The 25,358-nt window shown below is 40.9% G+C and carries 19 protein-coding genes and 1 tRNA gene; 5 read left to right on the plus strand and 15 right to left on the minus strand.

Annotation, left to right across the window (positions count from 1 at the left end):
* The first annotated feature begins 26 nt into the window (after nucleotides 1-26).
* Entirely contained in the window at nucleotides 27-275 is a 249-nt protein-coding gene (locus BLP87_RS16540) for an integrase core domain-containing protein (protein WP_242871835.1), read from the plus strand.
* A gap of 18 nt (nucleotides 276-293) precedes the next feature.
* Here the strand turns inward: BLP87_RS16540 and BLP87_RS07885 are convergent, their stop codons facing one another.
* The 7 genes from BLP87_RS07885 to glmS all read right to left on the minus strand — a co-directional run bounded on the left by BLP87_RS07885 (nucleotide 294) and on the right by glmS (nucleotide 11,450).
* Nucleotides 294-1,943: a peptidase domain-containing ABC transporter gene (locus BLP87_RS07885; RefSeq protein ID WP_242871829.1), complete on the minus strand. Its 1,650-nt coding sequence runs from the start codon at nucleotides 1,941-1,943 to the stop codon at nucleotides 294-296.
* A 191-nt stretch (nucleotides 1,944-2,134) separates the two neighbouring features.
* On the minus strand, nucleotides 2,135-3,436 hold the full coding sequence (locus BLP87_RS07890; protein WP_074462216.1) for a sensor histidine kinase: 1,302 nt from the start codon (nucleotides 3,434-3,436) through the stop codon (nucleotides 2,135-2,137).
* Nucleotides 3,433-4,155, minus strand: a complete 723-nt coding sequence (locus tag BLP87_RS07895; protein ID WP_074462217.1) for a LytR/AlgR family response regulator transcription factor — start codon at nucleotides 4,153-4,155, stop codon at nucleotides 3,433-3,435. Before BLP87_RS07895 ends, BLP87_RS07890 begins: the two co-directional genes overlap by 4 nt.
* A 391-nt stretch (nucleotides 4,156-4,546) precedes the next feature.
* Nucleotides 4,547-6,259, minus strand: a complete 1,713-nt coding sequence (locus tag BLP87_RS07900) for a hypothetical protein (protein ID WP_074462218.1) — start codon at nucleotides 6,257-6,259, stop codon at nucleotides 4,547-4,549.
* Between the two features lie 91 nt (nucleotides 6,260-6,350).
* The gene (locus tag BLP87_RS07905) at nucleotides 6,351-8,078 is read right to left on the minus strand and encodes an ABC transporter ATP-binding protein (RefSeq protein ID WP_074462219.1); all 1,728 of its coding nucleotides are present in this window, start codon (nucleotides 8,076-8,078) and stop codon (nucleotides 6,351-6,353) included.
* 27 nt (nucleotides 8,079-8,105) lie between these two features.
* The gene (locus BLP87_RS07910; RefSeq protein WP_074462220.1) at nucleotides 8,106-9,506 is read right to left on the minus strand and encodes an MATE family efflux transporter; all 1,401 of its coding nucleotides are present in this window, start codon (nucleotides 9,504-9,506) and stop codon (nucleotides 8,106-8,108) included.
* Between the two features lie 120 nt (nucleotides 9,507-9,626).
* Nucleotides 9,627-11,450: a glutamine--fructose-6-phosphate transaminase (isomerizing) gene (glmS, locus tag BLP87_RS07915; RefSeq protein ID WP_074462221.1), complete on the minus strand. Its 1,824-nt coding sequence runs from the start codon at nucleotides 11,448-11,450 to the stop codon at nucleotides 9,627-9,629.
* Nucleotides 11,451-11,643: 193 nt separating this feature from the next.
* Between glmS and BLP87_RS07920 the strand changes: the two genes are divergently transcribed.
* Nucleotides 11,644-12,594: an SH3 domain-containing protein gene (locus BLP87_RS07920; RefSeq protein ID WP_074462222.1), complete on the plus strand. Its 951-nt coding sequence runs from the start codon at nucleotides 11,644-11,646 to the stop codon at nucleotides 12,592-12,594.
* A gap of 414 nt (nucleotides 12,595-13,008) precedes the next feature.
* Here BLP87_RS07920 and BLP87_RS07925 read toward each other — a convergent pair.
* The 5 genes from BLP87_RS07925 to BLP87_RS07945 form a co-directional block, all read right to left on the minus strand.
* Nucleotides 13,009-13,081: transfer RNA gene (locus tag BLP87_RS07925), tRNA-Thr, on the minus strand.
* A gap of 499 nt (nucleotides 13,082-13,580) precedes the next feature.
* Nucleotides 13,581-14,099, minus strand: a complete 519-nt coding sequence (locus BLP87_RS07930; RefSeq protein ID WP_074462223.1) for a DUF4364 family protein — start codon at nucleotides 14,097-14,099, stop codon at nucleotides 13,581-13,583.
* A gap of 36 nt (nucleotides 14,100-14,135) precedes the next feature.
* Entirely contained in the window at nucleotides 14,136-15,284 is a 1,149-nt protein-coding gene (locus BLP87_RS07935) for an NAD(P)-dependent malic enzyme (RefSeq protein ID WP_074462224.1), read from the minus strand.
* 22 nt (nucleotides 15,285-15,306) lie between these two features.
* A complete protein-coding gene (locus tag BLP87_RS07940; protein ID WP_074462225.1) occupies nucleotides 15,307-17,136 on the minus strand; it encodes a DUF5722 domain-containing protein in 1,830 nt (609 codons plus the stop codon).
* A complete protein-coding gene (locus BLP87_RS07945; protein ID WP_074462226.1) occupies nucleotides 17,136-18,470 on the minus strand; it encodes a replication-associated recombination protein A in 1,335 nt (444 codons plus the stop codon). Before BLP87_RS07945 ends, BLP87_RS07940 begins: the two co-directional genes overlap by 1 nt.
* A gap of 165 nt (nucleotides 18,471-18,635) precedes the next feature.
* Here BLP87_RS07945 and BLP87_RS07950 point away from each other — a divergent pair, with 165 nt between their 5' ends.
* Nucleotides 18,636-19,277, plus strand: a complete 642-nt coding sequence (locus BLP87_RS07950; protein ID WP_074462227.1) for a MerR family transcriptional regulator — start codon at nucleotides 18,636-18,638, stop codon at nucleotides 19,275-19,277.
* Nucleotides 19,258-19,569, plus strand: a complete 312-nt coding sequence (locus tag BLP87_RS07955) for a YbjQ family protein (RefSeq protein WP_026656935.1) — start codon at nucleotides 19,258-19,260, stop codon at nucleotides 19,567-19,569. The genes BLP87_RS07950 and BLP87_RS07955 overlap by 20 nt, the downstream gene beginning before the upstream one ends.
* Nucleotides 19,570-19,798: 229 nt before the next feature.
* Here the strand turns inward: BLP87_RS07955 and BLP87_RS07960 are convergent, their stop codons facing one another.
* The 3 genes from BLP87_RS07960 to BLP87_RS07970 form a co-directional block, all read right to left on the minus strand.
* Nucleotides 19,799-20,704 carry a ComEC/Rec2 family competence protein gene (locus tag BLP87_RS07960; RefSeq protein ID WP_074462228.1) on the minus strand — a complete coding sequence of 302 codons (906 nt, stop codon included), beginning with the start codon at nucleotides 20,702-20,704 and terminating at the stop codon, nucleotides 19,799-19,801.
* 108 nt (nucleotides 20,705-20,812) lie between these two features.
* Entirely contained in the window at nucleotides 20,813-21,718 is a 906-nt protein-coding gene (locus BLP87_RS07965; protein ID WP_074462229.1) for a tRNA modification radical SAM protein MnmL/YtqA, read from the minus strand.
* A 168-nt stretch (nucleotides 21,719-21,886) separates the two neighbouring features.
* Nucleotides 21,887-22,423, minus strand: a complete 537-nt coding sequence (locus BLP87_RS07970; protein WP_074462230.1) for a DUF4870 domain-containing protein — start codon at nucleotides 22,421-22,423, stop codon at nucleotides 21,887-21,889.
* A gap of 160 nt (nucleotides 22,424-22,583) precedes the next feature.
* Between BLP87_RS07970 and BLP87_RS07975 the strand changes: the two genes are divergently transcribed.
* Entirely contained in the window at nucleotides 22,584-25,298 is a 2,715-nt protein-coding gene (locus tag BLP87_RS07975; protein WP_074462231.1) for a translation factor GTPase family protein, read from the plus strand.
* Nucleotides 25,299-25,358 lie beyond the last annotated feature (60 nt).

Genomic DNA, 25,358 nt, shown 5'->3' on the forward strand with positions numbered 1-25,358 from the left:
GCGCATGGCGTGAGGCTACTGAAAAGATGCAGCGTAGCTATTCCCATAGCGGTTATCCATACGATAATGCCTGCATAGAATCCTTCCATTCCTTGATTAAAAGGGAATGGCTTAACCGCTTTTCTATTATCAACTACAAGCACGCATATAGGCTTGTATTCGAGTATATCGAAACCTTTTATAACACCGTTAGGATTCACAGCCACTGTGACTATATGTCTCCTAACGAATTCGAAGAACTATATGAGAGGGTTATGGTTGCGCCTGCTGCATAAGCAGGTAAACCTCTCATTTTAATTTGTACTATTTATTGACATAGGACCAGCACCATCTATTGTGATTTCACCGTTCTCAGGTTCATAATAGCGCAATAATAGCTTTGCTATAGTCGACTTCCCGCTACCACTTGCCCCAACCAATGCAACCTTCTGTCCTTTCGGAATCGTAAAGCTGATATTGTCCAAAGCCGGTTTTCTATTACCATATCTAAATGTAAGATTCTTTATTTCGATATCTCCGTCTACACCTGTTATTTCTTGCTGCTCATCTTCTTTTTCTTCCCTCTCGTAATCCATAATTTCCGATAATCTCTTCATAGAGATATTTGCTTCCTGAATCTGCAACTGAAGCCCTACCAGATTACTTATCGGATTCATGAAATATCCTGAGAGAGTCATAAACGCCATATAACTTCCAAGTGTAAGTTCGTTATTAATTACCGAGCTGATTCCAACATACAATAAAACAATATTTCCCATTCCCGATATGATACTCGAAATAGTTCCCTGTACATTTGAAAGCATGGATTCTTTGTAGCCAATTCTAAGAGATTTTATATACTCTTTTTCTATGCTCTCAAGCTCAGTATCCTCATTTGCATTTCCCTTTATTGTTTCTACAGCACGAAGCCCCTCAATAATCTCTGAATTAAGAACTGATGCCTGCTGCATTTGCTCTTCATTAATCTTTTTGTATGGCTGCTTGAAGATAAAAACCAATATAATACTGACAACTGTCATAAATAAAATTATGGAAAAAAGCTGCGAATTCATCCGAAACAGGATGACACCGGACATAAGTGCCATTGATATATCCATGATCAGCGATAATGCTATTCCGGTAAAAATATTTTTTATAGTAAACGCATCAGAAAATCGCGTCGTTATATCTCCCGTTTTTCTTGTAGAAAAAAATTTCATCGGAAGCTTATATATGTGTTCAAAATATCCCAACATAAGAGGAATATCTATCTTTATTGATAAATGTAACAATATCCACTGTCTGATAAATCCAAGCACCGTCGAAGTAAACGATATCCCAAGAAAGACTACAAGCATAATCTTTAATGCATCCTTCTGCTGGTACGTCAGGATTTCGTCATAGATAACATTATTAAACAAAGATGATACTATTCCTAAGAGTGTTGTAAGCGCCGATGCCAGGAAAGCATATATAAACAGCTTCTTTTGTGGAAGCATAAGCTTAATATACCGCTCAAATATATTGACGCCTTTTACCTTTCCGGACTCAAATTCACTGTTAGGTTTTAGCAGAAGTAACGCTCCTGTAAATTTCTCATAGAAAGTATCAATTTCAACACGTTCTAAATCCTTTGCCGGATCACCAATCACTATATGTTTATTATCTTTTTTAAAGATAACCACAAAATGTGACAAACCTTCTTTTGTGATAATATTTGCAATACACGGCAAAGAAAATTCACTTAAAAATCCTTCTTTGTCGACTTTTACTGCCTGTGTCATGAATCCAAGTTTTTCCGCGCATTTTGATAGTCCGATAAGATTTGTTCCTTTGAGATCAGTGCCCATCATATCACGAAGTCGCGTAATGGTTGTTTCTTTCTTGTAATGTAAGCAAACCATTGCCATGCAAGCTGCAGCACAGTCCGTATAATCATGCTGTTTAACAAATGTGTATCTCATGCCACAATTCTATCCTTCGATTATTATATTTAATCCCGGTACGTTTTATATTTCCTTTTCATTTGAACCTTAACAATAATTAATGATAATCGTTCATTTCCACACTCACAATGTATCTTGAGTGAACACGCGGTATCTTGAGTAAACGAAAAAAACTCCGGCTTTTCACCACCGAAGTTTCAAAAAATCAATCATAGCGCTATAAAGGCTACGAATTTACCATCTTCAATTTTATTACTATAAAATCCATTGTATTTATTTACTACAGCTCTTACACTCTTCATACCAAAGCCATGATTCTTAATATCTTTTTTTGTAGTAAACATATCTCCATCAATGATTTTATCTTTCATTATCGTATCATTTTCCACCCTAATCAAAAGCTGCTCTCCACTATTTGAAACCTTAACATCTACGCCTTTTTCATCAGCTTCTACTTTTTCACACCCTTCTACAGCATTTTTTAAAAGATTGTAAAAAATCGTGCAGAGATCATAATCGCTTATTTCCTCTCTAATTTTTGGGCAGCCCTCGTATTGGAACTTTATGTTTTTGTCCTGCATTACTTTTGTTTGATCATTAATCACAGCATCAGCAGCCATATTGCACGTATACTTTTTAGTTTGGTCGATGTCAACTTGTTTTTGCATACAAGCTAGATACTCCTGCATTTTTTCAGTATTGCCTTCGTCAAGATATTTTTGTAGTGCTGTAATATGTGCACGAACATCATGCCTAAATCTTCGCACTTTTTCTTGATCATTCTTTAAACCGTCAAAATAATCTGATTGAGCTTTAAGCATATATTGATACTTGATTTCGTCTTGCTTCATCTTATTATTTCTATTTACAACAAAGCTTTGCCATACCATAACAGCAATAAATAGAAACAATAGTCCCAGCATAGCAACAGATATAATAACGTAAGCTTTTGGATCATACTCTTTTCTTCTCACCATTTTCCCCAATGCAGGAATTATAAAAAGCCCCCCAATAAAACTTGAAAAAATCACTCCTAGTTGTGAAGTAGAAAGATAATAGTCTACCTTCCTTTTTATAATAATATTCATTAAAAAATGATATATCATAGGAGCAATTAAAACCAATACCTTATCCCAAAGAGGTCTTCCGACAAGTGCTCCGTATAAATAACAATCATCTTCAAACATGGCATAAAAGAGCATTTTAGATAATGTTGATAGTAAATCCATAATTATCCAGGATACTGCCATGTATATAAACCCCTTAACCCTTTTTCCTTTCTCTATTAACACAACAAAAAGAATGGAGCAAAGATTCGGAATTCCACTAAGCCATCTATCTCCTCCACGGATTTCAAAATATAAAAGACAACATAACATCGAAAAAACAAAATAAATTGGAACAGATATTTTCTTCTTGTAAATTGGAAAATTAAATGCAATAAGAAAAAAAGAAAAGTATTTCAATAAATCCAACAAACTATATTCTGCGGCCCATAAAAGATCCTTCATACACTCATCCCCTCATACAAATATTGTCTATAACTTCTTAAAGCAGTATCTTTATAACTTTTCCCAATCGGTATGCTTTCTTTTGTTATCAAGTTAATATAGGCACCGGATAAATTTGATATTTTATTTACATTAATAAGATATGATCTATGCACGCGAAGAAACGGCATCCCTCCGAGGATACTTTCACACTTTTTCAATGTATAAGAAGTAACTATTGTCTTTTGTATAGTATGTATATCACAATAATTTGAATCAGCTTTAAGATATATAATATCCGACTTGCGAAGATGATAATCGCCGCAATTGTCTGAAAAAACTACCAATGCATCAGATATCACTCTCTTATAAACCTTTTGAATCCTTGAATTGAAATCAGTTTCCTTTATCGGCTTTTGGATAAACCCCAATGTCTTATATCCATATGCATCTCCGGCAAATTCATGATGACTGGATACAAATACTATATTTAAAACATTAGGCATCTTTTCAAGTCTTTCCATTACAGACAATCCGTCGATTCCGCCCATCTCTATATCCAAAAAAACGAGATCAATATGCCTGTCAGTCTCCTTTATAATCTCTTCTCCCGAATAATATGAGTAAACCTTATAATTTACTTTTTTATCAATAAAAAATGAGTTGCATAACCCGATTATTTCGTTGTGCAACTCTCTATCATCATCACATATTGCAATATTGAATGTACCTATATCCATTACATATGCCCCCTATAATCAAGTAAATAGCTACATTTTTAAAAGATTATATCATAAAAATTCCTATATAACACTTTTGCTTTATTATAGTTTTAAAATCATTTATCTATAATCATATTTCCATACACTCAAGATAGCCGTAGTTTACTCAATGATATACTCTCTGCTAATCGAATTATTATATAATGCAATCTGTCATCTCAAAACAAAAGGAGGAATGTATTCATGTATCAATATGATATACTTGAACTTATTTTCGGAAGCGGCAATCCTTAATAGTCATTTCCCATCTATAAGTCGCCAAGAGCGGTCAAAATAATAAAACTTTGGCGATTTATACGCTTAAAAATGCTTATAAATCGCCAAAGTCTGTTTTTCAAATTCATCTCTTCTATTCTTTTATTTCATTGCCCTGTTGTGCCCTAAAGAACTTCCACACCGACACGCCGTTAACCTCGGTATCGCGCACTTCTATTCCGGGGCCATAGTGTTCATTCAAGAACTGATATAAATATCCCATTCGTTCACCGTCGCCCCAGTAATATACATCATCCCTGTCAACAAGTGCCGCCGCTGACGTTGATACTCCATTCTTATTAAAAGAATAAAGCCCTATCGGAGATGGAAGCAGCCAACCTCCGTCAAAAAGAATATTGTCAAACCAGCCGTCGTATTTCTTGTCAATTTCAAATATATTCTTTGCGCCGCACATTCCGACAACCATTCTCATAACGCTTACTACATAGTAACCGTTGCTTTTGGCAAGAGAATCTATCTCATTGTGCCTCTCCACATCCGAATCGCTCACCTGAAGATAACTTCTGCGGCTGTAATCAAGATAATTTTTCTGCCAGGAAAAAAGAGTTACCACGGCAATTACTGCCATTACAATACCCAAAATTCTCTTTTTACCCGTACTCTTTAATTCAGGTTTTGGTAACACCGTTGCAAACATCGTAAGAAAAACAATAGGCACAAACCACACGCCAAACTCCGCTCTCCATATGGCTCGTCTCATATTCAAAAGATAATATAGTTCACCATATGCTGTGATGACACAGACTAAACTTGCCGCAAGATGCAGATATGATTTACTGAATATGCAAAGAGCAACCGTCAAAAGGAGCAGCCCCAAGAGCACATAAGGTAACACACTCAAAGTCGATGTTTTTTGTATCTCTTCAAAAGTTTGTGCAAAAATATCCGGATCGAAGCGCAGATTACTTACTCTGGTATCTTTTCCGATAATCTGTATCTGCCTTACTTTATCCAAACTGAAAACTTCGGTATCATTCCACATCCATTCATCAAGCAGTTTAAAATCCCCCTCAGAAAAGCCGGCCTTTTCATAGCCTTCACGATTCCAATTGAAATTATAATTGCCATAATCACGCTTCTGGATCATTATGCCGTCCCACTCATAAAAATCCTTCCATCCTTTATTAAGCTTAAATGCCACGAAATTGGAGGAAACGACGACCAATGTAAGCAAAAGCGGAATCAAAAGATAAATTCCTCTTTTCCTGATCTCGGCTCTTTTCCGGAAAAGTACCAACGCAACCACAATAAATCCAAACGGCAGCACCATCAGGAAAGAATCTTTTCTTGCGCTAAGTCCCAAAGCAATAAGCACCGAAGAAGCAATGACATATATAATATTTGTCTTTTCCCTGCCAAGCGCCCATGCAAGAACAGCAAATCCGACCGCCGCATAAAGCACCGCATTCTTGGTGTACTGAAGATTTATATAAATGTCTTTTGCAAAAAGAATGTTGATAAACACAGACAGTATCGCAGTTGTCAGATATGACGCATCATGCGTTACAGCCAGCAATAATAGGATCACCGCCAGAAGATTGAATATCAGATATACCCAAAGGTAACAATTGACCGACGGAAAAAGCGCATACATAAATTTAATAAAATATCCAAGCAATATCCCGCTGTAGACCAGATACTGCGAAGGTTCCCCGTATGCACCGGCCGCTATGAAATTCATGGTTATATCATCACATTCCTCATAGCAAATGTTTGAAAAAATAATGCATCCAATCCAAATAAGAACAGATATTATTGATATTTCCGCCAACTTAATTTTCCGCATGCTTTGTCTCCTCGCCCAAGTCTGCTTGAGCCGCTTTTATTTTAGGGAAACGCCTATATTACATAGCGTTTCCCGCATTAAATCAGAAAATCTACTCAAACTGCATTCTGTAATACTTCTCGTACAAACCGCCTGTCCTTAAAAGTTCCTTGTGCGTTCCGCGCTCTTCTATGCCATTACTTCCAAGAACAATAATCTCGTCTGCTCCAAGAATCGTTGAAAGCCTGTGCGCAATCGTGATTGTTGTTCTTCCGACCGAAAGTTTTTCAAGACTATCCTGAACATATCTCTCACTTTCGTTATCAAGTGCACTTGTTGCTTCGTCGAGAATAAGTATCGGAGGGTTCTTAAGGAACACTCTTGCGATGGCAATTCTCTGTTTCTGGCCACCTGACAGTCTTGCTCCTCTTTCACCGACAAGTGTGTCAAATCCATCTGACAGACTGTTTATAAAATCCGTCAGATCTGCTTTTTCAGCAGCTTCCCTTATCTCATCCATTGTGGCATCAGGCTTTCCGTAAGCGATATTCTCTCGAACCGTACCGTTAAAGAGATACACGTCCTGTTGCACAATTCCGATAAATGATCTAAGCGATCTCTGCGTTACGTCACGAATGTCAACTCCGTCTATTTTAACGCTTCCGCCCGTAACATCGTAGAATCTCGGAAGCAGAGAACAAAGCGTTGTCTTTCCGCCACCCGACGGACCTACAATAGCTATATTTTTACCCTTATCAACATGTAGACTGATGTGGTCAAGAACGCTGTCTTCCTCTCCGTATGCAAAAGAAACATCCTCATAATCAATAACGCCCTCAACGTGTGTCAGCTCTTTTGCCCCTTCTTTATCCACGATCTCCGGAACCGTATCCATTACTTCACAAAATCTGCCAAATCCCGCAAGACCTTTCTGGAGCTGCTCCGTAAACTCAACAAGTACGTTGACCGGATTGATAAATATGTTGATATACAGCGCATATATGGCCATATCTTCAACCGTCATCTGCCCTTTGGCAATAAACACGCCGCCGGCCACAATAACAGTTACAAACAACAGTCCCTCAAAGAAGTTGTTTCCCGAATGAAAAAGCGCCATCTGCTTGTAATTGTCCTTCTTCGACTCAAGGAAAGCGAGGTTACTTTTATCAAATTTCTTTTCCTCAATCTCCTCACCCGTAAATGACTTAACAACCTTGATACCGCCGAGCGTATCCTGAAGTGATGAGTTGATTCCCGCAACCTTCTTTCTGTTATCGGAAAACGTAGCTCTCATCTTTCTGTTACGACTTACGGAGAATACTGCCATTACAAACACAACAGACACAAGACACAGCGTCATCGGCACATTTATACGCATCAGAAGTATGAATGAACCGACTATTTTTACAAATGAAATAAATATATTCTCGGGGCCGTGATGCGCAAGCTCGGAAATATCGAAGAGATCCGATACAAGCTTACTCATCATCTCGCCCGTGTTGTGCGTGTCATAATATGAAAACGAAAATGCCTCAAACCTTTCAAATAGCTCTTTTCGCATGCCGGACTCCATCTTGGCGCCCATCATATGTCCCCAGTATGTCACGTACCATCTGCACAGGAATCTGATGAAATACAAAACAAGCAGCAAAAGTCCGATGATCCATATCCTTTTCATTATGATCGCAGGTTCTTCAAGAAACAGCGTCTCTCTGAGTATCCTTATGAACTGTGGAAATACGAGATCGATTATAGAAAGAACCGTCGCGCAAAAAAGATCGAACAAAAACACTCCGATATAAGGTTTGTAATAGGGTATAAATTTCTTGATAAGATCCATGGTGCATAATTCCTTTTTTTACATAATTTACTCTGCATGCCCTATCGCAAGATTATTGAGCCAGCGCTCTTTCTTTAACCAGAAATGGAAAATAGTTATCTTGATAAAATCAACAAGTTTTACACATATAAAGAGCTCAATAGGGCCTATATCCGTGTATTTACCAAGGATAAGTATCATCGGAAGAAGTACGAACAAAGTTACAAGCGCATCTCCGTATGCTCCCATCTTTGTATCACCGCCGGATCTGGCAACTGCCTGCTGAGCATTGATGTACACCCATATTGGCATGAACACAGATAATACTATAACCATCCTTCTGCATATGTCTATAGCGCCGCCACTCAATCTTCCGTATACTACAGGCACGATAAGCGTAGTCACAAAACCGACAAGCGTCATTACACAGCCAAAAGCAAATGCTCCGGACAAGAGCCAGCTCTTTTGCTTACGTGCTTCTTCAAGTTTGCCTTCTCCAAGTGTCTTGCCCATAATCACGCTTGTAGCAGAATAAATTCCACCAAATGCAACAAAGAAGAGATTTGCGATGGCAAAACCTGCCGCCATTCCGGATACTACTTCCGCTCCGCCTCTGCTGTTAAAAATAGCGGTATTTACAGTCTCAGAAAGCACCCATGTCATCTCGCAGAAGAGCATGAGAGCTCCTTTTTTCAATATCTCGCCAAAGAGGCCGAAATTTACTTTAATTCCATTCTTTAATCCAACGGCAAAATCAGGCTTAACCTTGATATATATACCAACAAAGATAGCAAATTCAAGCGTTCTGGCTATAACAGTCGCAAAAGCCGCTCCTCTTACGCCAAGTGCGGGGAAACCAAAGTTTCCGTATATAAGAAGGTAATTAAAAGTAGTATTGGTCAGCGTAGCTATTATCGTTACGATAAGCGGTGCCTTTACCCTTCCCATATCTCTCAGAGAAGTCGCTATACATACAGAAAAAGTCATGGGAAGCCCCATCCAGAACATGATATTGATATATCTCACCGCCTCATCGAGGATAAACGGCGCCTGGGTATTTCCTATGAGCATAAGCGACAAGACCTGCCTCGGGAATACTCTGCAAACCAGAAAATAAGGAATAAAAGCAGAAACTCCCATAAACAGCTTAAATATAAACGCCTGCTGCATTCCTGCCTTGTCATTGGCGCCAAAGAACTGCGTGAGGAATATTCCTCCCGACATACAGATGGTATTAAGAAATACCATGAAAATAAAGAGTATCTGACCTGCAACATTAACTCCCGACATAGATACGTCGCCAAGTCCCGATACCATGAAATTATCTATAAGGGAGACCATGTTCTGAATAAGCTGCTGTAACATTATCGGCACAGCAATCTTAAGAGCATTTCTGTAAAAAGATCCGTCTCCGAATAGACTTCTTTTCTCCTTCAATAATTTGTTCATAATAAATTAAACCTCATCCACTCAATAAGAACAAACAAAAGAGTTTTGGCAATCTATAATACAATTTTAGTGTATAAATCGCCAAAACTCTATAATTTAAAACAACATGTTATACGTCAATTACTCAACCGTAACAACCTTTGCAAGGTTCCTTGGCTTATCAACATCGAATCCCTTGGTATAAGATGTGTAATAAGCTATAAGCTGCATAACAACAGCTGCAGGGAACGGCATGAACATATCATCCATCTCGGGAAGGATGAATGTATCATCCTCAGGGATATTCATATCCTTATAAAGAGATTCTCTTGTGATAAGTATCATGCTTGCGCCACGAGACTGAACCTCTCTGATATTGGAATATTCCTTTGATGCAAGTGCACTCTGAGTAACAAGCGCCACTACAGGTATTCCGTCCGTAATAAGAGCAATTGTTCCGTGTTTAAGCTCACCGGATGCATATGCTTCCGAATGAACATATGATATTTCTTTAAGTTTCAGCGAACCTTCAAGAAGAAGTGAGTAATCAAGTCCTCTACCGATCATGAATGCATTCTCCGAAAGGAGGAACTTACTTGTCATCTTCTTTACAAATTCTTTTTTCTCTAAAATCTGTCCGATAACTTCAGGTACTCTCTGAAGTTCATTCAAAAACTTGCTGCTTTCTTCCTCAGAAACAAGTCCGTTAAGTCTTGCCGCATGGATTGCAAGAAGATAGAAAACAGTTAACTGGCTTGTATAAGCCTTAGTACTTGCAACAGCAATCTCAGGGCCTGCATGTGTATAGATGCAATAATCACTGATATCTGAAATTGTTGAGCCCTTTACATTAACTATAGAAAGAACCTTTGCACCCTTCTTCTTGGCATACTTAATAGCCTCGATCGTATCTACAGTCTCACCTGACTGTGATACTGCAATTACAAGTGTTCCGGGCTTGATAACAGGATTGGTATATGTAAACTCTGAAGCCACTGCTACATCAGTGTGGATATTGGCAAGTGTATGGAAAAGCTGCTGGCCTATAAGTCCCGCATGCATAGCTGTTCCACATGCGATAACCACAATATTCTGATTCTCTCTGAAGAAAGAATTGGGAATTCCCTCTGCTTCGAATGATGTTTTTCCATCGACAATGTGAGGTGCGACTGTATCCTTTATGGCATCGGGCTGTTCATGGATTTCTTTTTCCATATAGAAAGCATAGCCACCCTTACCGCCGCGACTTGTATCCCAGTCGATAGTCATGAGCTGAAGAGGAATCTCATGTTTCTTCTCATCATGAACAACAATTCCCTTAGATGAAAGGCATGCAACCTGATACTCCGGAAGGAATGCATATTCCTTTGCATGCACACCAAGAGCTGCGACATCAGAAGCAAGCATTGCACCATGCTCAGTCATCGCAACAACTATAGGGCTTACGTTTCTTACCGCATATATCTTTCCCGGCTGATCCGCAAAAATTACAGCGAAAGCAAATGTTCCTTTAAGTAATGAAATAAGCTCTCTTAATGCCTTTTCAGGATCACCGTCATACAGCTGGTTCAAAACCGCAGCAGCAACTTCGGTATCTGTCTCTGAGATAAGCTTATCTTTAAGATCATATTCTTTTACAAGTTCCTTATAATTCTCGATAATTCCGTTATGTACAAGTGTTACTCTTCCATTCTGATGAGGATGGGCATTCTCATCACTTACGCCGCCGTGTGTAGCCCAACGTGTATGTCCTATTCCTGCGCACGCCTCATCTGTAAGACCTGCACATACCTCTCTTAACCTAGAAACTCTTCCTGCGACCTTATTTACTACAGGTTCGTTTGCTCCATCAGGGAAAAGAGCTATTCCGGCACTGTCATATCCTCTATACTCCAAAAGCTCAAGCGAATCCAATAAAATGTCTTTTGTGCTCTTCTTTCCGATGTATCCAATAATTCCGCACATAACCTCTCCAATCAACTTTTCATCTATTTCTAATATTAACTAATTAATAGGAACATTCCTATTTAAACTGAAGCGCTTAAACCAAGCGTTAGTACAATCAATGCTATATTATAAGAGTTTGTAGCTTTTTAGTCAAATTTGACATCTTATTGAACCTCATGTAAAATTTCATAGAATTATGAGTGGTGAAGATATGAAATTAAAAGATCTAAAAAACAAAAACTTAATATTGGTATCAGGTGCACTTTTAGTCACCTCATTGGCTGTATGTGGTGCAGCATTTGCAACGGACGAGATTAAAGTCTCTGCAACCGAAGCAGTTATCGCTTCAACTGAAGGCGTTCCGGTTCAGCCCGAAATTGCTTCCACCGAAGGAAGTTCAGTCATAGCAGAAGAAAGTTCAGCTTCAGCATCTTCCTCCGCAGAACCTATTGACCCAAATGTAGTTATTCATTATGAAGTTCCTGCGAGCATGTTCGCATCAGCTACCGTTAATGTAAGGAACGGAGCAGGAATCCAGTGTGAAAAGATCGGTAAGCTCTCATGGGGCGCACAGGTCACAGTAACAGGCGAAACAGGCAGCGGTTGGTATGAGATAGCATACAAAGACGGAATAGGCTATGTCAGCAAGGACTATGTATCTACCGGTATCCCCGGCGTGCCTTTTCTTTTTGTAGGAGACTCAAGAACAGTTCAGCTGAAAACTGCTGTCGGTTCAACCGATAAAGCTTATGTTGCCAAAGTCGGAGAAGGTTACAGCTGGTTCAAGAATACAGCTCTTCCTCAGATTCCCAATTATGCAGGCAACGGAACAACAATGATCATCAACTTTGGTGTAAACGATCTTGCAAACGCTTCCAAGTATATCAAACTTGTAAACAGCAACATCGATGCTTGGACAGAGGCAGGAATCAAGGTATACTACGCTGCAGTTACTCCCGTAAAGAACTGCAAGACAGTTTCCAATGACCAGATAGAAAGATTTAATGCGAAGCTCAAATCACAGCTTGATCCCAGAGTAACTTGGATAGACGGTTACTCATACCTCAAGCAGAACGGTTTCTCAACCGGTGACGGGCTTCATTACAACAACTCAACATACAAGAGTCTTTACTCTTACTATATGTCAGTAATTGACGCTTAATTTTAAGGCTGTCGCACTTTTGTGTGGCAGCCCTTTTTGTCCCCAATTAACGCCAGCCCCAATGGCATCAGGTCTGAAATTGTAGCTGTTTGTTTTCACAGTAAGGGTATAAGGCGAATTTTCTTGTTGTTACATATGTTGATATTCAAGGCATAAAAAGACTTAAGCTTTCATTCTTCGCTCCAAAACTCGCCCATAAATGGGCTCAAACAATTGGAGCGAGAACAGAATGAAATCTTAAGTCTTTTTATTGCTCTTGAATATTGCAACATCTGTAAATACAGCAAAAATCCGCCTTATACCCTTACTGTGAAGCCAAAAGTTATCGACTTTCAGACCTAATTCCCTTGGGGGCCGGGCTGTCTATGAATGAATCTACTCAAACAAAAAAGCCGCCAAAAGCGACTTTCTCTAAGCTGCTGACGGGAATCGAACCCGTGACCTCCGCACTACCAATGCGACGCACTACCGACTGTGCTACAACAGCGCATGCCCTAAAGCACGATGTTTATTATAACAATCCTAAATAACGGTGTCAATCAGAATATAGTGAAAGAGCATATCTCCTGCTCATGCATGAAATATCTCGAAGATAGGCAGTACATTTATCTTGCACACATCTGCTCTTTTACATTTCATCTTAATTATGAGCAGTGTGATTTTCCTACCCGTATCTGCTCATATTTATACTTTTCTCATTATAGTCAGTAAGAAAACCATTGATTCCTCTTATTTTTCTCTACACTTCTTCCAAATCAACTGACCATATACTGCTTTTTTAGTTTTAGTCAGTGCACTCTTCCTTCTGACATATGCCCATATTACTATATCTTACAATATAGTCAGTAAAAATAGCTTTTTGACATCTGCTCTTTTCTTTATTCCCGAAGATATGAGCAGAAAAAACAGCGTTTCGCATTTTTCAATCGCAGCAACAATGGCCTGAGAATACTGCCTGTTTCACCATATGGTGCTACCTGCAGTATTCACATCATCAGTTCTTCGATGAGGTAGTGGTAAATCTCTTCGTTCTTTTTTTGCCACTTGTCGCAAATCGACTGTGCAATCTCTTCGGTGGGAACGGGAATTGAGATATTAAGGATACACTTTCCGTTCTCCATTGCCACAAGCTGAGCAGTGTACTCATTGTCACCTGTTTTTCTGTAGTCGCTAAGTATAGAGGCTTCATTTCTGAGCTTCAGACTGTTGGCCGTAAGGAATTCATCGGCCTGCTGCCTGATAGACGGATTAATTCTATCACCAAAAAACTTGAGCGTCTCTTCACCTTCGGCAGTTATCTCAAGAAACGTCCTGTTGGCCATAGTCTTTTCTACAACAAGCTCCGATGAAACAAGCTCAGCAAACACTTCCTGAAGCGTCAGAAAAGTCGTATATTCTTTTTCCAATATAAAGTCGTAAATCTGTGACTTGCTAAGTGGCACTTCGCAGCGCTTTAGCATATACAGAACAATCATTTTATATAAAGTAAGATACCGTGAGCTCACAGTGATGCCTCCATCTTAAATACTATAGTACATTTATCAAATGTGAGCTTTTACAGCTGCTGAAATAACATCTGCTACTCTCTCATCAAAAGCTGCAGGAAGGATATTCTCATCATTAAGTTCATCATCGGGGATAAGTCCTGCAAGTGCATTTGCTGCCGCAAGCTTCATATCCTCTGTTATCTGCTTTGCTCTTCCTTCAAGCGCACCGCGGAAGATTCCTGGGAAAACAAGAACGTTGTTTACCTGGTTGGGGAAATCACTTCTTCCCGTTCCGATAACCCTTACACCTGCTTCCTTTGCAACATCGGGCATGATCTCGGGAACAGGATTTGCCATAGCAAACATGATCGCATCCTTGTTCATTCCCTGAGCCATCTCTTTTGTCACGATTCCGGGAGCCGAAACTCCTACAAATACGTCTGCGCCCTTAAGAGCATCGGCAAGTGTACCGTTCTCCTGATCGGGATTTGTCACATCCATCATCTTCTCCTGCATCCAGTTAAGATCGGGTGATGTCTTACTGAGAATTCCTGATTTATCGCACATGATAACTTTCTTAAATCCATAGCGAAGAAGGAGCTTTGTGATAGCTATTCCGGCACTTCCCGCACCGTTTACAACCACCTTGCAATCTTCCTTTTTCTTTCCTACAACCTTAAGTCCGTTGATCACACCTGCAAGAACAACAATGGCAGTTCCGTGCTGGTCGTCGTGGAATACGGGAATATCAAGGATCTCTTTTAATCTCTCTTCTATTTCAAAGCATCTCGGAGCAGAAATATCCTCAAGGTTGATTCCGCCAAATCCGGGTGCAAGATATGTTACAGCCTTTATGATTTCCTCTGTATCCTGAGTGTCAAGACAGATAGGCACTGCATTTACGCCACCGAATTCTTTGAAAAGAACTGCCTTTCCCTCCATAACAGGCATTGCTGCGTAGGGTCCGATGTTTCCAAGACCAAGAACCGCGCTACCGTCAGAAACAACAGCGATGGTATTTGACTTTATCGTGTATTTATAAGCAAGTTCTTTGTCTTCAGCAATAAGCTTACATGGTTCTGCAACTCCGGGGGTATATGCGATTGCAAGGTCCTCTTTTGATTTCACCTCAGCTTTTGAAAGTGTCTCAAGCTTTCCCTGCCATTCCTCGTGCATTTTAAGTGCTTTCTCAGCGTTAGTCATAATAGTACTACTCCTCTCATTGTTAAAACTCTTTTCCAACTATACTGTAAGCAAACGACACGACCTCGTTTCGTTTGTCCGTATCAATGTATTTGAAGACATCATACAACTTCTTATGTCCTCCGCCCGTGTTTTCAAGGCCGAGCGCAAGCCCCAATGCCGATATCTCCTCCTGCGCATCAACCTGTCTTGACAGCATGAGCGCGTCGATATGGCCATTTTTTACCATTTTTGTATATGCATAGGCAAACGCCGCCGCCTGAACATCTTCTCCCGATGTGGAAGAATATCCCAGCTCACTAAGAATTATAGAGCGGATATTTCCCGAAGTATCCCTCATGGAATCCTTCTGCATATAATTTGTAAGCACCTCGATATTGTCCATGGTTATCGTAGGCGTTGTTTCCGTGTGATTAACGTACTTGGATGCATTCCAAAACGCTGTATTTCCGTTCGGAAAAGAATAAGGATGCGCCGCAAGGCCCCAATCTATATTTCCGTAATTTGATATGGACGACGCAAATATGTCTATGACATCCTTTGCATCATAATCACCTGTCTTTTCCGTATTATATGTCCAGCGCTGGTCAATCGGAATATATACCTTTGCGCTTGAATTCTCGCTCTTTATGGCATTGTAAAAAACTCTGAATGCCCTTGTAAATGCTGCTGTATATGTATTTACATCAGTCTTTGCCATATAATTATATTCTTTTCTGGCGTTGACCTCATTGGCAATTATCCACATACTTACATTGCCATGACCTGTTCCCGAATATCTTCCCGCCAAAAAACTTCCTATAGCGGCAAGCGCTTTTACACCGCCTTCATCTGATGCGTTAAACATGTAATACGGTGCAGTGGAACCGCTTCGTGCATCCGGATGAGTGATCTCGGGATATGTGGAAGGGCTGGCATCATTTAATATGATAGCAGCTATGTCTATCCCCATACCATTGAGCTTCTGGAATAGATTATCATAATCATTCATTATCTGCGAGTTAAAATGATAAACTTTACCGCCATAATCATACTCAATTCCGCCGGAAGTTGTAAGTATATGTGAAAGAGGAATATTGTAAGAACAATAATTCACTCCAAGATCGGGCAGTTCCGAAAGTTTAAGCGGATGCGGAAGTATTCCCTTTATCGACTTGTGCTCCATGCCCCCGTAGCTGTGCCTTGCACAAGCACCGGGATTTGTTATGTACTTGGGATGGCTTATGCCCACAAAGCCGTCGTCTTTTTTGACAGCAAGCATAAACTTGGAAAAAAGCCTTGAATCTGCAGTATCTTTTTTCAGATTAAGCTTAAACTGTGCTTCTTCTCCCTTATATATCCTGTCAATAGGCTCCGCGTCTTCTGCAAGACCGTCCTCATATGTTGCCTGTTCAAAAATATAATAGTATTTATCATCACTTGCCGGTATACCCGAAGATGTTGCTTCTATCTGTACTTTGTCATCATCAACGATGGCACAGTTGTTTATACTGGCAAATTCGGCAGTGTTCTCGGGCGTAAGTTCGATCGTTTCCGGTCTCTGCATAAGACCTTCCGTAACCGTCATACCCGATCCCGTTATGAAATTTATAATATCCTGATTTAAATACTCGTGTTTTCCGTTATTTGTAGTATCATGTGCTACTTCGATAGTCTCAAGAAAAGATTCCGGTTCAGACTCATTATCTCCGTTATATATATTTTTTAGCAAAGTTACAACTAATACTGTAACAACAACAAGCGCAACGGCTGTAACTATTCCTGTGAAGGCAAGCAATCTTCTGTTTCGCCGGATTCTTTGATTTCTTGTACTTCCTCGCCGGGTTCGCATCCTGCGCTTTCTTTTTTTCATCAGTCTCCTTTTTTATTTCTACTCTTTAATTTCTTCATATGATCCTTTATCTTAAGTTCGTAGCCATTTCCCGTCGGATTGTAAAATTCCTTTCCATTAAGTTCATACGGCAGATACTGCTGCTCAACATAATGGTCCGGATAATCGTGGGCATATTTGTAACCAAGGCCGTGCCCAAGCTTTGCGGCCGATTTGTAGTGTGCATCCTGAAGATGCGGCGGAATCGGAAGATTCCCCGTTTCCCTGAGAGTATGCTGCGCATTCTCTATTGCAAGATACGCCGCGTTGCTCTTTGGTGCCGTGGCAATGTAGCTTGCCGCCTGAGCCAGTGTTATGCGTGCTTCAGGCATACCGAGCCTCTCAACTGCAAGCGAAGCTGCAACCGCCACCTGCAAAGCTTGCGGATCTGCGTTTCCAACATCCTCAGAAGCGCATACCATCATTCGTCTTACTATGAATTTAGGGTCTTCTCCGGCATCCAGCATTCTTGCAAGATAGTAAACCGCTGCGTCCGGATCCGAACCTCGCATACTCTTTATAAAAGCAGATATAGTATCATAGTGATTGTCGCCGTCCTTGTCATATCTGGCAACCTTCCTTTGTATACACTCCTCAGCCACTTCTTTGGTTATATGTATGAGACCGTCACTGCTGCGCTCTGTTGTCATAACGCCAAGTTCAATTGCATTAAGAGCATGTCTTGCATCTCCGTCGGAAAGATCTGCAAGAAAATCTGCAGCATCATCCTCAAGAACGGCATTATAACCGCCCATTCCTCTTTCTTTGTCGGTAACGGCACGATTTAAAAGCACTTTTATATCTTCTGCCGTAAGCGGTTTAAGTTCGAAAACTACCGATCTTGATATAAGAGCTCCGTTCACCTCAAAATAAGGATTTTCCGTCGTTGCTCCGATAAGTATCACCGTTCCGTCCTCAACAAACGGAAGAAGGTAGTCCTGCTGCCCCTTATTAAACCTGTGAATCTCATCTATAAAAAGAATGGTCTTCTTGCCGTACATTCCAAGGTTGTCCTTAGCCTTGTTGACGACCTCTTCCATATCTTTTTTGCCCGCTATGGTAGCATTTATCTGGGTAAACTCAGCTTTCGTCGTACCCGCAATGACCTTGGCAAGCGTGGTCTTTCCCGTTCCGGGTGGTCCGTACAGTATTATGGAACTTAGCTTATCTGCCTGAATTGCACGATAAAGAAGCTTGTCTTTTGCAATGATATGCTGCTGCCCTACCACCTCATCAAGAGTCCTAGGGCGCATTCTTGCGGCAAGCGGAGATTCTTTATCCATATTGTTTTCACGCATATAATCAAATAAATCCATAACATTTTAGATTTTACTATTTTTGGTAAAAAAAATAAAGGTAAGCTTTCACTGCAATGTATAATAGATTTTATAAAAAATCATAAAAAGTATTGACCTTCCACCTTATGGAAGGTGTATTTTCCTTATATCAACAAACAGATCGATGCGATTGGAGAGACATCTATGAAGATTAGTCAGGTAGAAGAACTTGTTGGCATCACCAAAAAGAATATCCGTTTTTATGAAGACGAAGGACTTCTTTCTCCTGAAAGAGATCCCGAAAACGGATACAGAGAATATTCTCTTAAGGATGTTGATGAGCTTATGAAGATCAAATTTTTAAGAAAGCTCTCAGTTCCATTAGAGGACATTCGAAAGGTTCAGAAAAAAGAACTTTCGCTCAGCATGTGTCTTGAAAAACAGAGCAGCAATTTAAAAAGCGAGATCACATCCTTGGAAAATTCGATTGAACTGTGTGATTCAGTCAAGGACAAAAATCTTGATTATTCTTATTTTAAAGCAGACGATTATCTCGAAGAAATGCATAGGATTGAAGAAAGGGGTGGAAAGTTCATGAATGTTTCGCAGACAGACGTCAAGAAAAAGAAACTGGGAGCTTTGTTGGCAGCTGCGGTATTCTTAGCAATAATGGTCGCTTACATAATCTTTTTCCTTATGGTCAGTGTAAGCGGCGAAACTCCGATGCCTCTGTTCATTGTGATCATGTTTGTAGGCATCGCTGTAATAGTTGGTTGTATTCTTGCTTTAAGGCAAAGACTTAAGGAAATAGAAGGAGGAGAAGAAGATGAAGCTAGTAAGTATTGATACCATTCCCGGAGCAGAGATTGAGGCTCTCGGCCTTGTAAAAGGAACTGTTGTGCAGTCCAAGAATTTGGGAAGAGATTTTATGGCCGGCATGAAGACACTTGTCGGAGGTGAGATCAAGGGATACACCGAGATGCTCACGGAAGCAAGGCAAATTGCCACAAAGCGTATGGTTGATGAGGCTATGAGTCTCGGCGCCGATGCGATCGTAGGAGTTCGCTACGGTTCATCCGCAGTCATGCAGGGTGCTGCAGAAATTGTCGCATACGGAACTGCCGTGAAAATAAAGTAAATCCGGGCCTTATATAGCGCTTGGGGCGTGCGGGCATAGGCTCTGTAATGCTTGTGTTCGGCTGCGCAGTGATTATCATGAATTTATAAAAACAGGAACCGCTTCCTTTCACGTTGTTCAGAAAAGTCAGCGGTTCCTGTTTTTATAAATATTGATAATCATCTTGCTCGTCCGAGAACTACGCACTACAGAGCCTATGCCCGCACGCCCCAAGCGCTATATAAGGCCCTCACTTACTGCTCTGCTCTATCGTTACGCCGTCGGCGTTCATCTTAATGGTTATGTCTCCGCCTCTGGTGATATAGGTTTCCACACCTTCCGCATCCAAGATATTTACAGTCTCCGCGTCCTCATGTTCCTTCTTACTTGCTGTGATGATTGCGTACTTAGGAGTGACGCGCTTTATAAATTCATCAAGATTCTTTTTAAAGCGGCCGTGATGCGGCATTTTGAGAACATCACATTCAAGTCCGTCTGTCGAGATGAGTTCGTTGATACGCTCCTCTTCCGCATCTCCGGTGAACAGCATAGTCTTATCGGCGCACTGCACCTTGATTGCAAGGGATGAATTATTGCTTACGCTGCTCTTATAATTCATTGCTTCCGGCGGATAGATTGTATATACAACTCCGTCTTCTTTAAAAGAAAAAACATCCTTTACAATAAGGTCTTTATAGCCTTTTTCCTTGAGGGCACTGTAATATTCCGTTATATCATCGGAATCCTTTGATAGATATGTTGTGTAGATCTTTCCTACATTTTTGGCCCTTATTATCTGATCTGCACCTCCGACATGATCTTTATCAAAGTGAGTGATTATCATCTCATCTATGGTGTCTATACCCTGCTCATCTATAAGCTCAAGGAAGTTATCACCCTTTTTATCGGTCGCCGTATCTATTACAACAGTGTGATTCGCCGTTCTCAAAAGAAAAGCATCAGCCTTTCCGCACTTAAACGCAGTGATCGTGATCTCTGAATCGGGATCGGGTGTAAGATTTTTACTCGCTTCATCCGCATAAACTTCCTCAGCCGTATCATCACCGGGCTGAAAAACCTTAGAATTATTGTTGCAGGAAGAAGTTGTAAAAATTGTTGCAATCAAAGTTAAAGCCGCTACCAGTCTCTTTTTCATATGTGTCCCCCTTTAACCTTTCAAATTAATTATTTGCGGAACAAAAAGCACACTACCAAGAAGTTTACATTCCGTGCCTTAAACGAACCTAAATCCTATAATACTTAATTAAGAAAAAAAGTCATTACACTTTTTGTTCAGCATATTCAGTACCCTCTTTTTATCAAGACTCCACAAAGGTGCCTCAAGAAGGCGTCTCGGTCCGTCTCCCGTCATCCTGTGTACCACGGTTTTTTTGGGCAAAAGAGCTATACACTCGCTTACAAGATCCGTATACTCCTCCATTGACATCACATAAAAAGGCTCTCGCATATAATCATCATATACCGAAGTCCCCCTTAGTATCTGAAGGTTCTGGATCTTAATACCGTCAAGTACGGGCTCAAGCCCCGCAAGATATCTGACCGTTTCAAGCATATCGTCTTTTGTTTCACCGGGAAGTCCCAGAATAATGTGCACTATGACCGTTATGCCGGCCTCTTTAAGTTTCCTGTATGCATCCTCAAAAACTTTCAGTTCATATCCTCTGTCCACTTTGCGGGCAGTCTCTTCATGGATTGTCTGAAGTCCCAGCTCCACCCAAACAGGCTTCTTGCGGTTAAGAGCCGCAAGCATATCCATCACGTCGTCTCCCAGGCAGTCCGGTCTTGTTCCAAGGGAAAGTATCTTAATATCATCCCTGTCAACAGTCTCATTATATAGCCTTGAAAGCCGCTCAACATCGCCATATGTATTCGTATAGGACTGAAAATATGCGATAAAACTCTTTGCACCTGTCTTTTGCTTTATCCTTGCCTTTGCATCTTCAATCTGAACATCTATCGGCGCAATCTTCGCCGCAAACTCACCGGAACCTTGCTCAGAGCAAAAAGTACATCCCTTTGTCAGCTTTTTTCCGTCAGGGGTGACAATAGAACCGTCCCTGTTGGGACATGTACACCCTGATGAAAGAGAAAGTCTGTATATCTTTTCACCGTATGTTTCTTTTAAATAAGTTGAAAGCCTTCGGGGCATGTTTATCTCCGCAAAAAAATATTCTATAAAATCATTTTGCTCGCAAAATGCTAGCGCGCGAGCGGTATTGCGAAGCAATTATCAACCATTCCGCGAGCTGCGCATATGACACCACGAGCAGGTGCCTTACAAGAAAACACCTGCTCGCCTGTCATTTATATTTTCATATTATGCAAGAAAACCTACATCTGATACTATAGGAAGTTCCATTGCTTTTCCTTTAAGTACTCGCACAAAAGCAACAATCCTTACTACAAACAGTACGAGCAGTATGATAGGTCCCGCAATCCATCCGATGAACGGAATAAAGAACAAAAATGCCGCAATAATATCTGCAACTGCAAGCATAGCCGCATTTCTGGCATGGAATCTTGCAAACGGTGAATTGTTTACCAAAAGAGCTATTATCAAGCCCATAAAACCTGTATATGCAAGGGCCGCGAATATCTTGTTGTCTGCAATATCTCTTTTATCATAATCAGAAGTATGATCCTTGGGATCAAATGCCGTATACTGAGGTGCAAACTGATTAAAGCTCTGCCCGTTCGGATTAAATCCGGGCTGCATCTGTGGTACATTACCATCCTGAAAAGAATTCGTATCCACTCCCTGATTCTGGTTATATGACTCTATAGCACAGCCACATTTCTCACAGAATTTTACGTCATCTTCCAACTCTTTCCCACAATTAGGACATATTTTCATCGCACTTTCCTCCTACCCCTAAACTGCTATTTACTTTCAAATTATTGTACATTCTGTGAAAAACATTTGCAAGTTGCGCGCAATTTAATATTGTAATCCATTGCATATTTCGAACAAAAAATAGTAACATAACAATAAGAAAACATTAAGGATGTGATATATGAAAAGAAACGTGACCCTTGGCATACTTGCTCATGTTGACGCGGGTAAGACTACTCTTTCAGAGAGCCTCTTGTATCTTGCCGGCAGAATAAAAAAGCCGGGAAGAGTCGATCATAAAGATACTTTTCTTGATACATACGAACTCGAAAGATCACGTGGAATTACAATTTTTTCCAAACAAGCCATTTTTGATCATAACGACATACGCTTTAATCTGTTGGATACCCCAGGGCATACAGATTTTTCTCCGGAAATGGAAAGAACTCTCCAGGTTCTTGACATTGCTACACTTATAATAAGCGCACCGGACGGCGTTACTTCACAAGCTGTGATGCTTTTTAAGCTCCTTGAGCACTACCGCATCCCGACTGTGATCTTCGTAAACAAAATGGATCAGCCGGGAACAGATATAAATGCGGTAACATCCGATATCAGGGAAACTCTTTCATCCTCATGCATCTCTTTTGACGAAAGCGTGCCTGAAGATGAATTCTACGAAGAACTCGCCATGTGCGATGAAGATCTTTTATCAAGTTTCCTTGACGGTAAAAAAATCACTTCGGAGAATATCAGCAGTGTTGTTCAAAACAGAAAATGCTTCCCTATTCTCTTTGGCTCAGCCCTCAAAGCCGAAGGCGTGCAAAAGCTCCTCGATCTCATATGCGAGGTTGCTCCGAGCATGTCTTCCGAAGCAGAAAATGCAGACGGCTCGCCAAAAGAATTTGGTGCAAGGATCTACAAGATCAGCAGGGACAACTCCGGAAACCGCTTAACTCACATCAAGATCACAAGCGGTGTTCTAAACGTCAGAGATAGCCTTAAAGGTGAGAAAGTCGACCAGATACGACTTTATTCAGGTGACAGATTTGAACCCGTAAAAAGTGCCTATGCCGGAATGATATGTGCCGTAACAGGACTTACCTGGACTAGAGCCGGCGAAGGACTTGGGATTCTGGAAGGAAGTAATGTCTCCGAGATTCTGCAGCCTATCTTGTCATGCACTCTCATTCTTCCAGAAGATGTGAATCCCGTTCCCGTATTCAAACACCTTAAGATTCTTGAAGAGGAAGAGCCTATGCTTCAGGTGACTTCTCTTGAAGAAACCGGACAGATTGAAATCCAGATAATGGGTGAAGTGCAAAAAGAGATTCTTCGCCATATGCTAAAGACCAGATTCGATATCGAAGCAGAGTTTGGTCCCGGACACACTGTATATAAGGAAACGATAGCTAATACCGTTGAAGGTGTCGGACATTTTGAACCGCTCCGCCACTATGCAGAAGTTCATCTTCTACTGGAACCCGGAGAACCGGGAAGCGGCCTTGTCTTTTCGTCAGACTGCCCTACCGATGACCTTGCGCTTAACTGGCAGAGACTTGTACTTACGCACCTCGGTGAAAAAAAGCATCGCGGAGTCCTGACAGGCTCTGAAATAACCGATATGAAGATCACACTCGTCGCCGGAAAGGCACACGAGAAACACACAGAAGGCGGTGATTTCAGACAGGCAACCTACCGCGCCGTAAGGCAGGGACTTATGCAGGCAGATTCAGTTCTTTTGGAACCGATACTCGATTACAGGATAGAACTTCCACAAGAAAATGTAGGAAGGGCTCTCACGGACATCCAGATGATGAACGGAACCGTTGGGCTTCCCGACATCGAAGGCGGCAGATCGATTCTTACGGGAACCGTTCCCGCAGCATGTCTCGGTAACTACGCACAGGAACTTTCCGCATATACAAAGGGCGAAGGACACATCTACACCACACTCAGCGGATACGGCCCTTGTCACAACGCAGAGGAAGTCATTGCTTCTTCCGGCTATGACCCGGACCTTGATACGGATAACCCGTCTTCTTCCGTATTTTGCATGCATGGTGCGGCAACTTTGGTCTCATGGGATCAAGTCCCGGATTACATGCATCTGGATTTTAAAAAGACAGACTCAGCAAAAAGCGATACTGTAACAGATCTTACCTCCGGCATCGATCTCGAAGCCTTAAAGAAGATAAATGCGCGTAAAAACGCGGAAGATACACGCTCTTTTGCAGAAAAACAAAAAGACTATTTCGCCGCCGAAGACGAACTAAAGTCCATATTTGAAAGAACATACGGAACCATAAAACCTCGCTATACGGAGGACAGGTCCGTACTTGCTTCGGCAGACAGCATGACAAGCGAAAATAACAGAGACCTTGATATCGAACAAGAAAAACGCGACAGACACAGAAACGCCACCGCAGCAGAGAAAGCCGCAAACGCAGCTTCCAAGCACTATCTTCTGGTCGATGGCTACAATGTGATTCACGCATCCAAAGAATTAAAAGAACTTGCAAAACACGATCTCAAGGCCGCGAGAGACTCACTTATAGACACGCTGTCAAATTTCCAGGGATACCGGAGGGAAGAAGTCATACTTATATTTGACGCCTACAAAGTTCCCGGAGGGAAAGAGCACATTGAAAAACTAAATAACCTTACAGTGATATTTACAAAAGAAGCTGAGACAGCCGATCAGTACATAGAAAAAGCTGCTCACGAATTCAGTAAGAAATATAAGGTTACAGTTGCCACTTCAGATGCAATCGAACAAGTCATAGTATTCAGCGCCGGTGCGATAAGAATGTCCGCATCGGAATTCTGGGAAGAAATTGAGGTGACACGTCAATCTATACTGGATAAAATTTTGGAAAAAAAGCATAAAAATTAATGGAAAAATATAATTTTTTCCAACAAAATTGCCGATATATTTGTATAATAGACTGACACG

It is taken from the genome of Butyrivibrio hungatei, assembly GCF_900101605.1.
Taxonomy (GTDB): domain Bacteria; phylum Bacillota; class Clostridia; order Lachnospirales; family Lachnospiraceae; genus Butyrivibrio; species Butyrivibrio hungatei_B.

Excerpts from the sequence above, each read along its gene's own strand:
- BLP87_RS07955 (WP_026656935.1), top strand. The coding sequence starts at position 19,258 with ATGAAGCTAGTAAGTATTGATACCATTCCCGGAGCAGAGATTGAGGCT.
- glmS (WP_074462221.1), bottom strand. The coding sequence starts at position 11,450 with ATGTGCGGAATTATTGGATACATCGGAAAGAAGAGCACAAAAGACATT.
- BLP87_RS07920 (WP_074462222.1), top strand. The coding sequence starts at position 11,644 with ATGAAATTAAAAGATCTAAAAAACAAAAACTTAATATTGGTATCAGGT.
- BLP87_RS07970 (WP_074462230.1), bottom strand. The coding sequence starts at position 22,423 with ATGAAAATATGTCCTAATTGTGGGAAAGAGTTGGAAGATGACGTAAAA.
- BLP87_RS07910 (WP_074462220.1), bottom strand. The coding sequence starts at position 9,506 with ATGAACAAATTATTGAAGGAGAAAAGAAGTCTATTCGGAGACGGATCT.
- BLP87_RS07965 (WP_074462229.1), bottom strand. The coding sequence starts at position 21,718 with ATGCCCCGAAGGCTTTCAACTTATTTAAAAGAAACATACGGTGAAAAG.
- BLP87_RS07890 (WP_074462216.1), bottom strand. The coding sequence starts at position 3,436 with ATGAAGGATCTTTTATGGGCCGCAGAATATAGTTTGTTGGATTTATTG.
- BLP87_RS07905 (WP_074462219.1), bottom strand. The coding sequence starts at position 8,078 with ATGGATCTTATCAAGAAATTTATACCCTATTACAAACCTTATATCGGA.
- BLP87_RS07960 (WP_074462228.1), bottom strand. The coding sequence starts at position 20,704 with ATGAAAAAGAGACTGGTAGCGGCTTTAACTTTGATTGCAACAATTTTT.
- BLP87_RS07885 (WP_242871829.1), bottom strand. The coding sequence starts at position 1,943 with ATGAGATACACATTTGTTAAACAGCATGATTATACGGACTGTGCTGCA.
- BLP87_RS07950 (WP_074462227.1), top strand. The coding sequence starts at position 18,636 with ATGAAGATTAGTCAGGTAGAAGAACTTGTTGGCATCACCAAAAAGAAT.
- BLP87_RS16540 (WP_242871835.1), top strand. The coding sequence starts at position 27 with ATGCAGCGTAGCTATTCCCATAGCGGTTATCCATACGATAATGCCTGC.
- BLP87_RS07940 (WP_074462225.1), bottom strand. The coding sequence starts at position 17,136 with ATGAAAAAAAGAAAGCGCAGGATGCGAACCCGGCGAGGAAGTACAAGA.
- BLP87_RS07935 (WP_074462224.1), bottom strand. The coding sequence starts at position 15,284 with ATGACTAACGCTGAGAAAGCACTTAAAATGCACGAGGAATGGCAGGGA.
- BLP87_RS07900 (WP_074462218.1), bottom strand. The coding sequence starts at position 6,259 with ATGCGGAAAATTAAGTTGGCGGAAATATCAATAATATCTGTTCTTATT.
- BLP87_RS07895 (WP_074462217.1), bottom strand. The coding sequence starts at position 4,155 with ATGGATATAGGTACATTCAATATTGCAATATGTGATGATGATAGAGAG.
- BLP87_RS07975 (WP_074462231.1), top strand. The coding sequence starts at position 22,584 with ATGAAAAGAAACGTGACCCTTGGCATACTTGCTCATGTTGACGCGGGT.
- BLP87_RS07945 (WP_074462226.1), bottom strand. The coding sequence starts at position 18,470 with ATGGATTTATTTGATTATATGCGTGAAAACAATATGGATAAAGAATCT.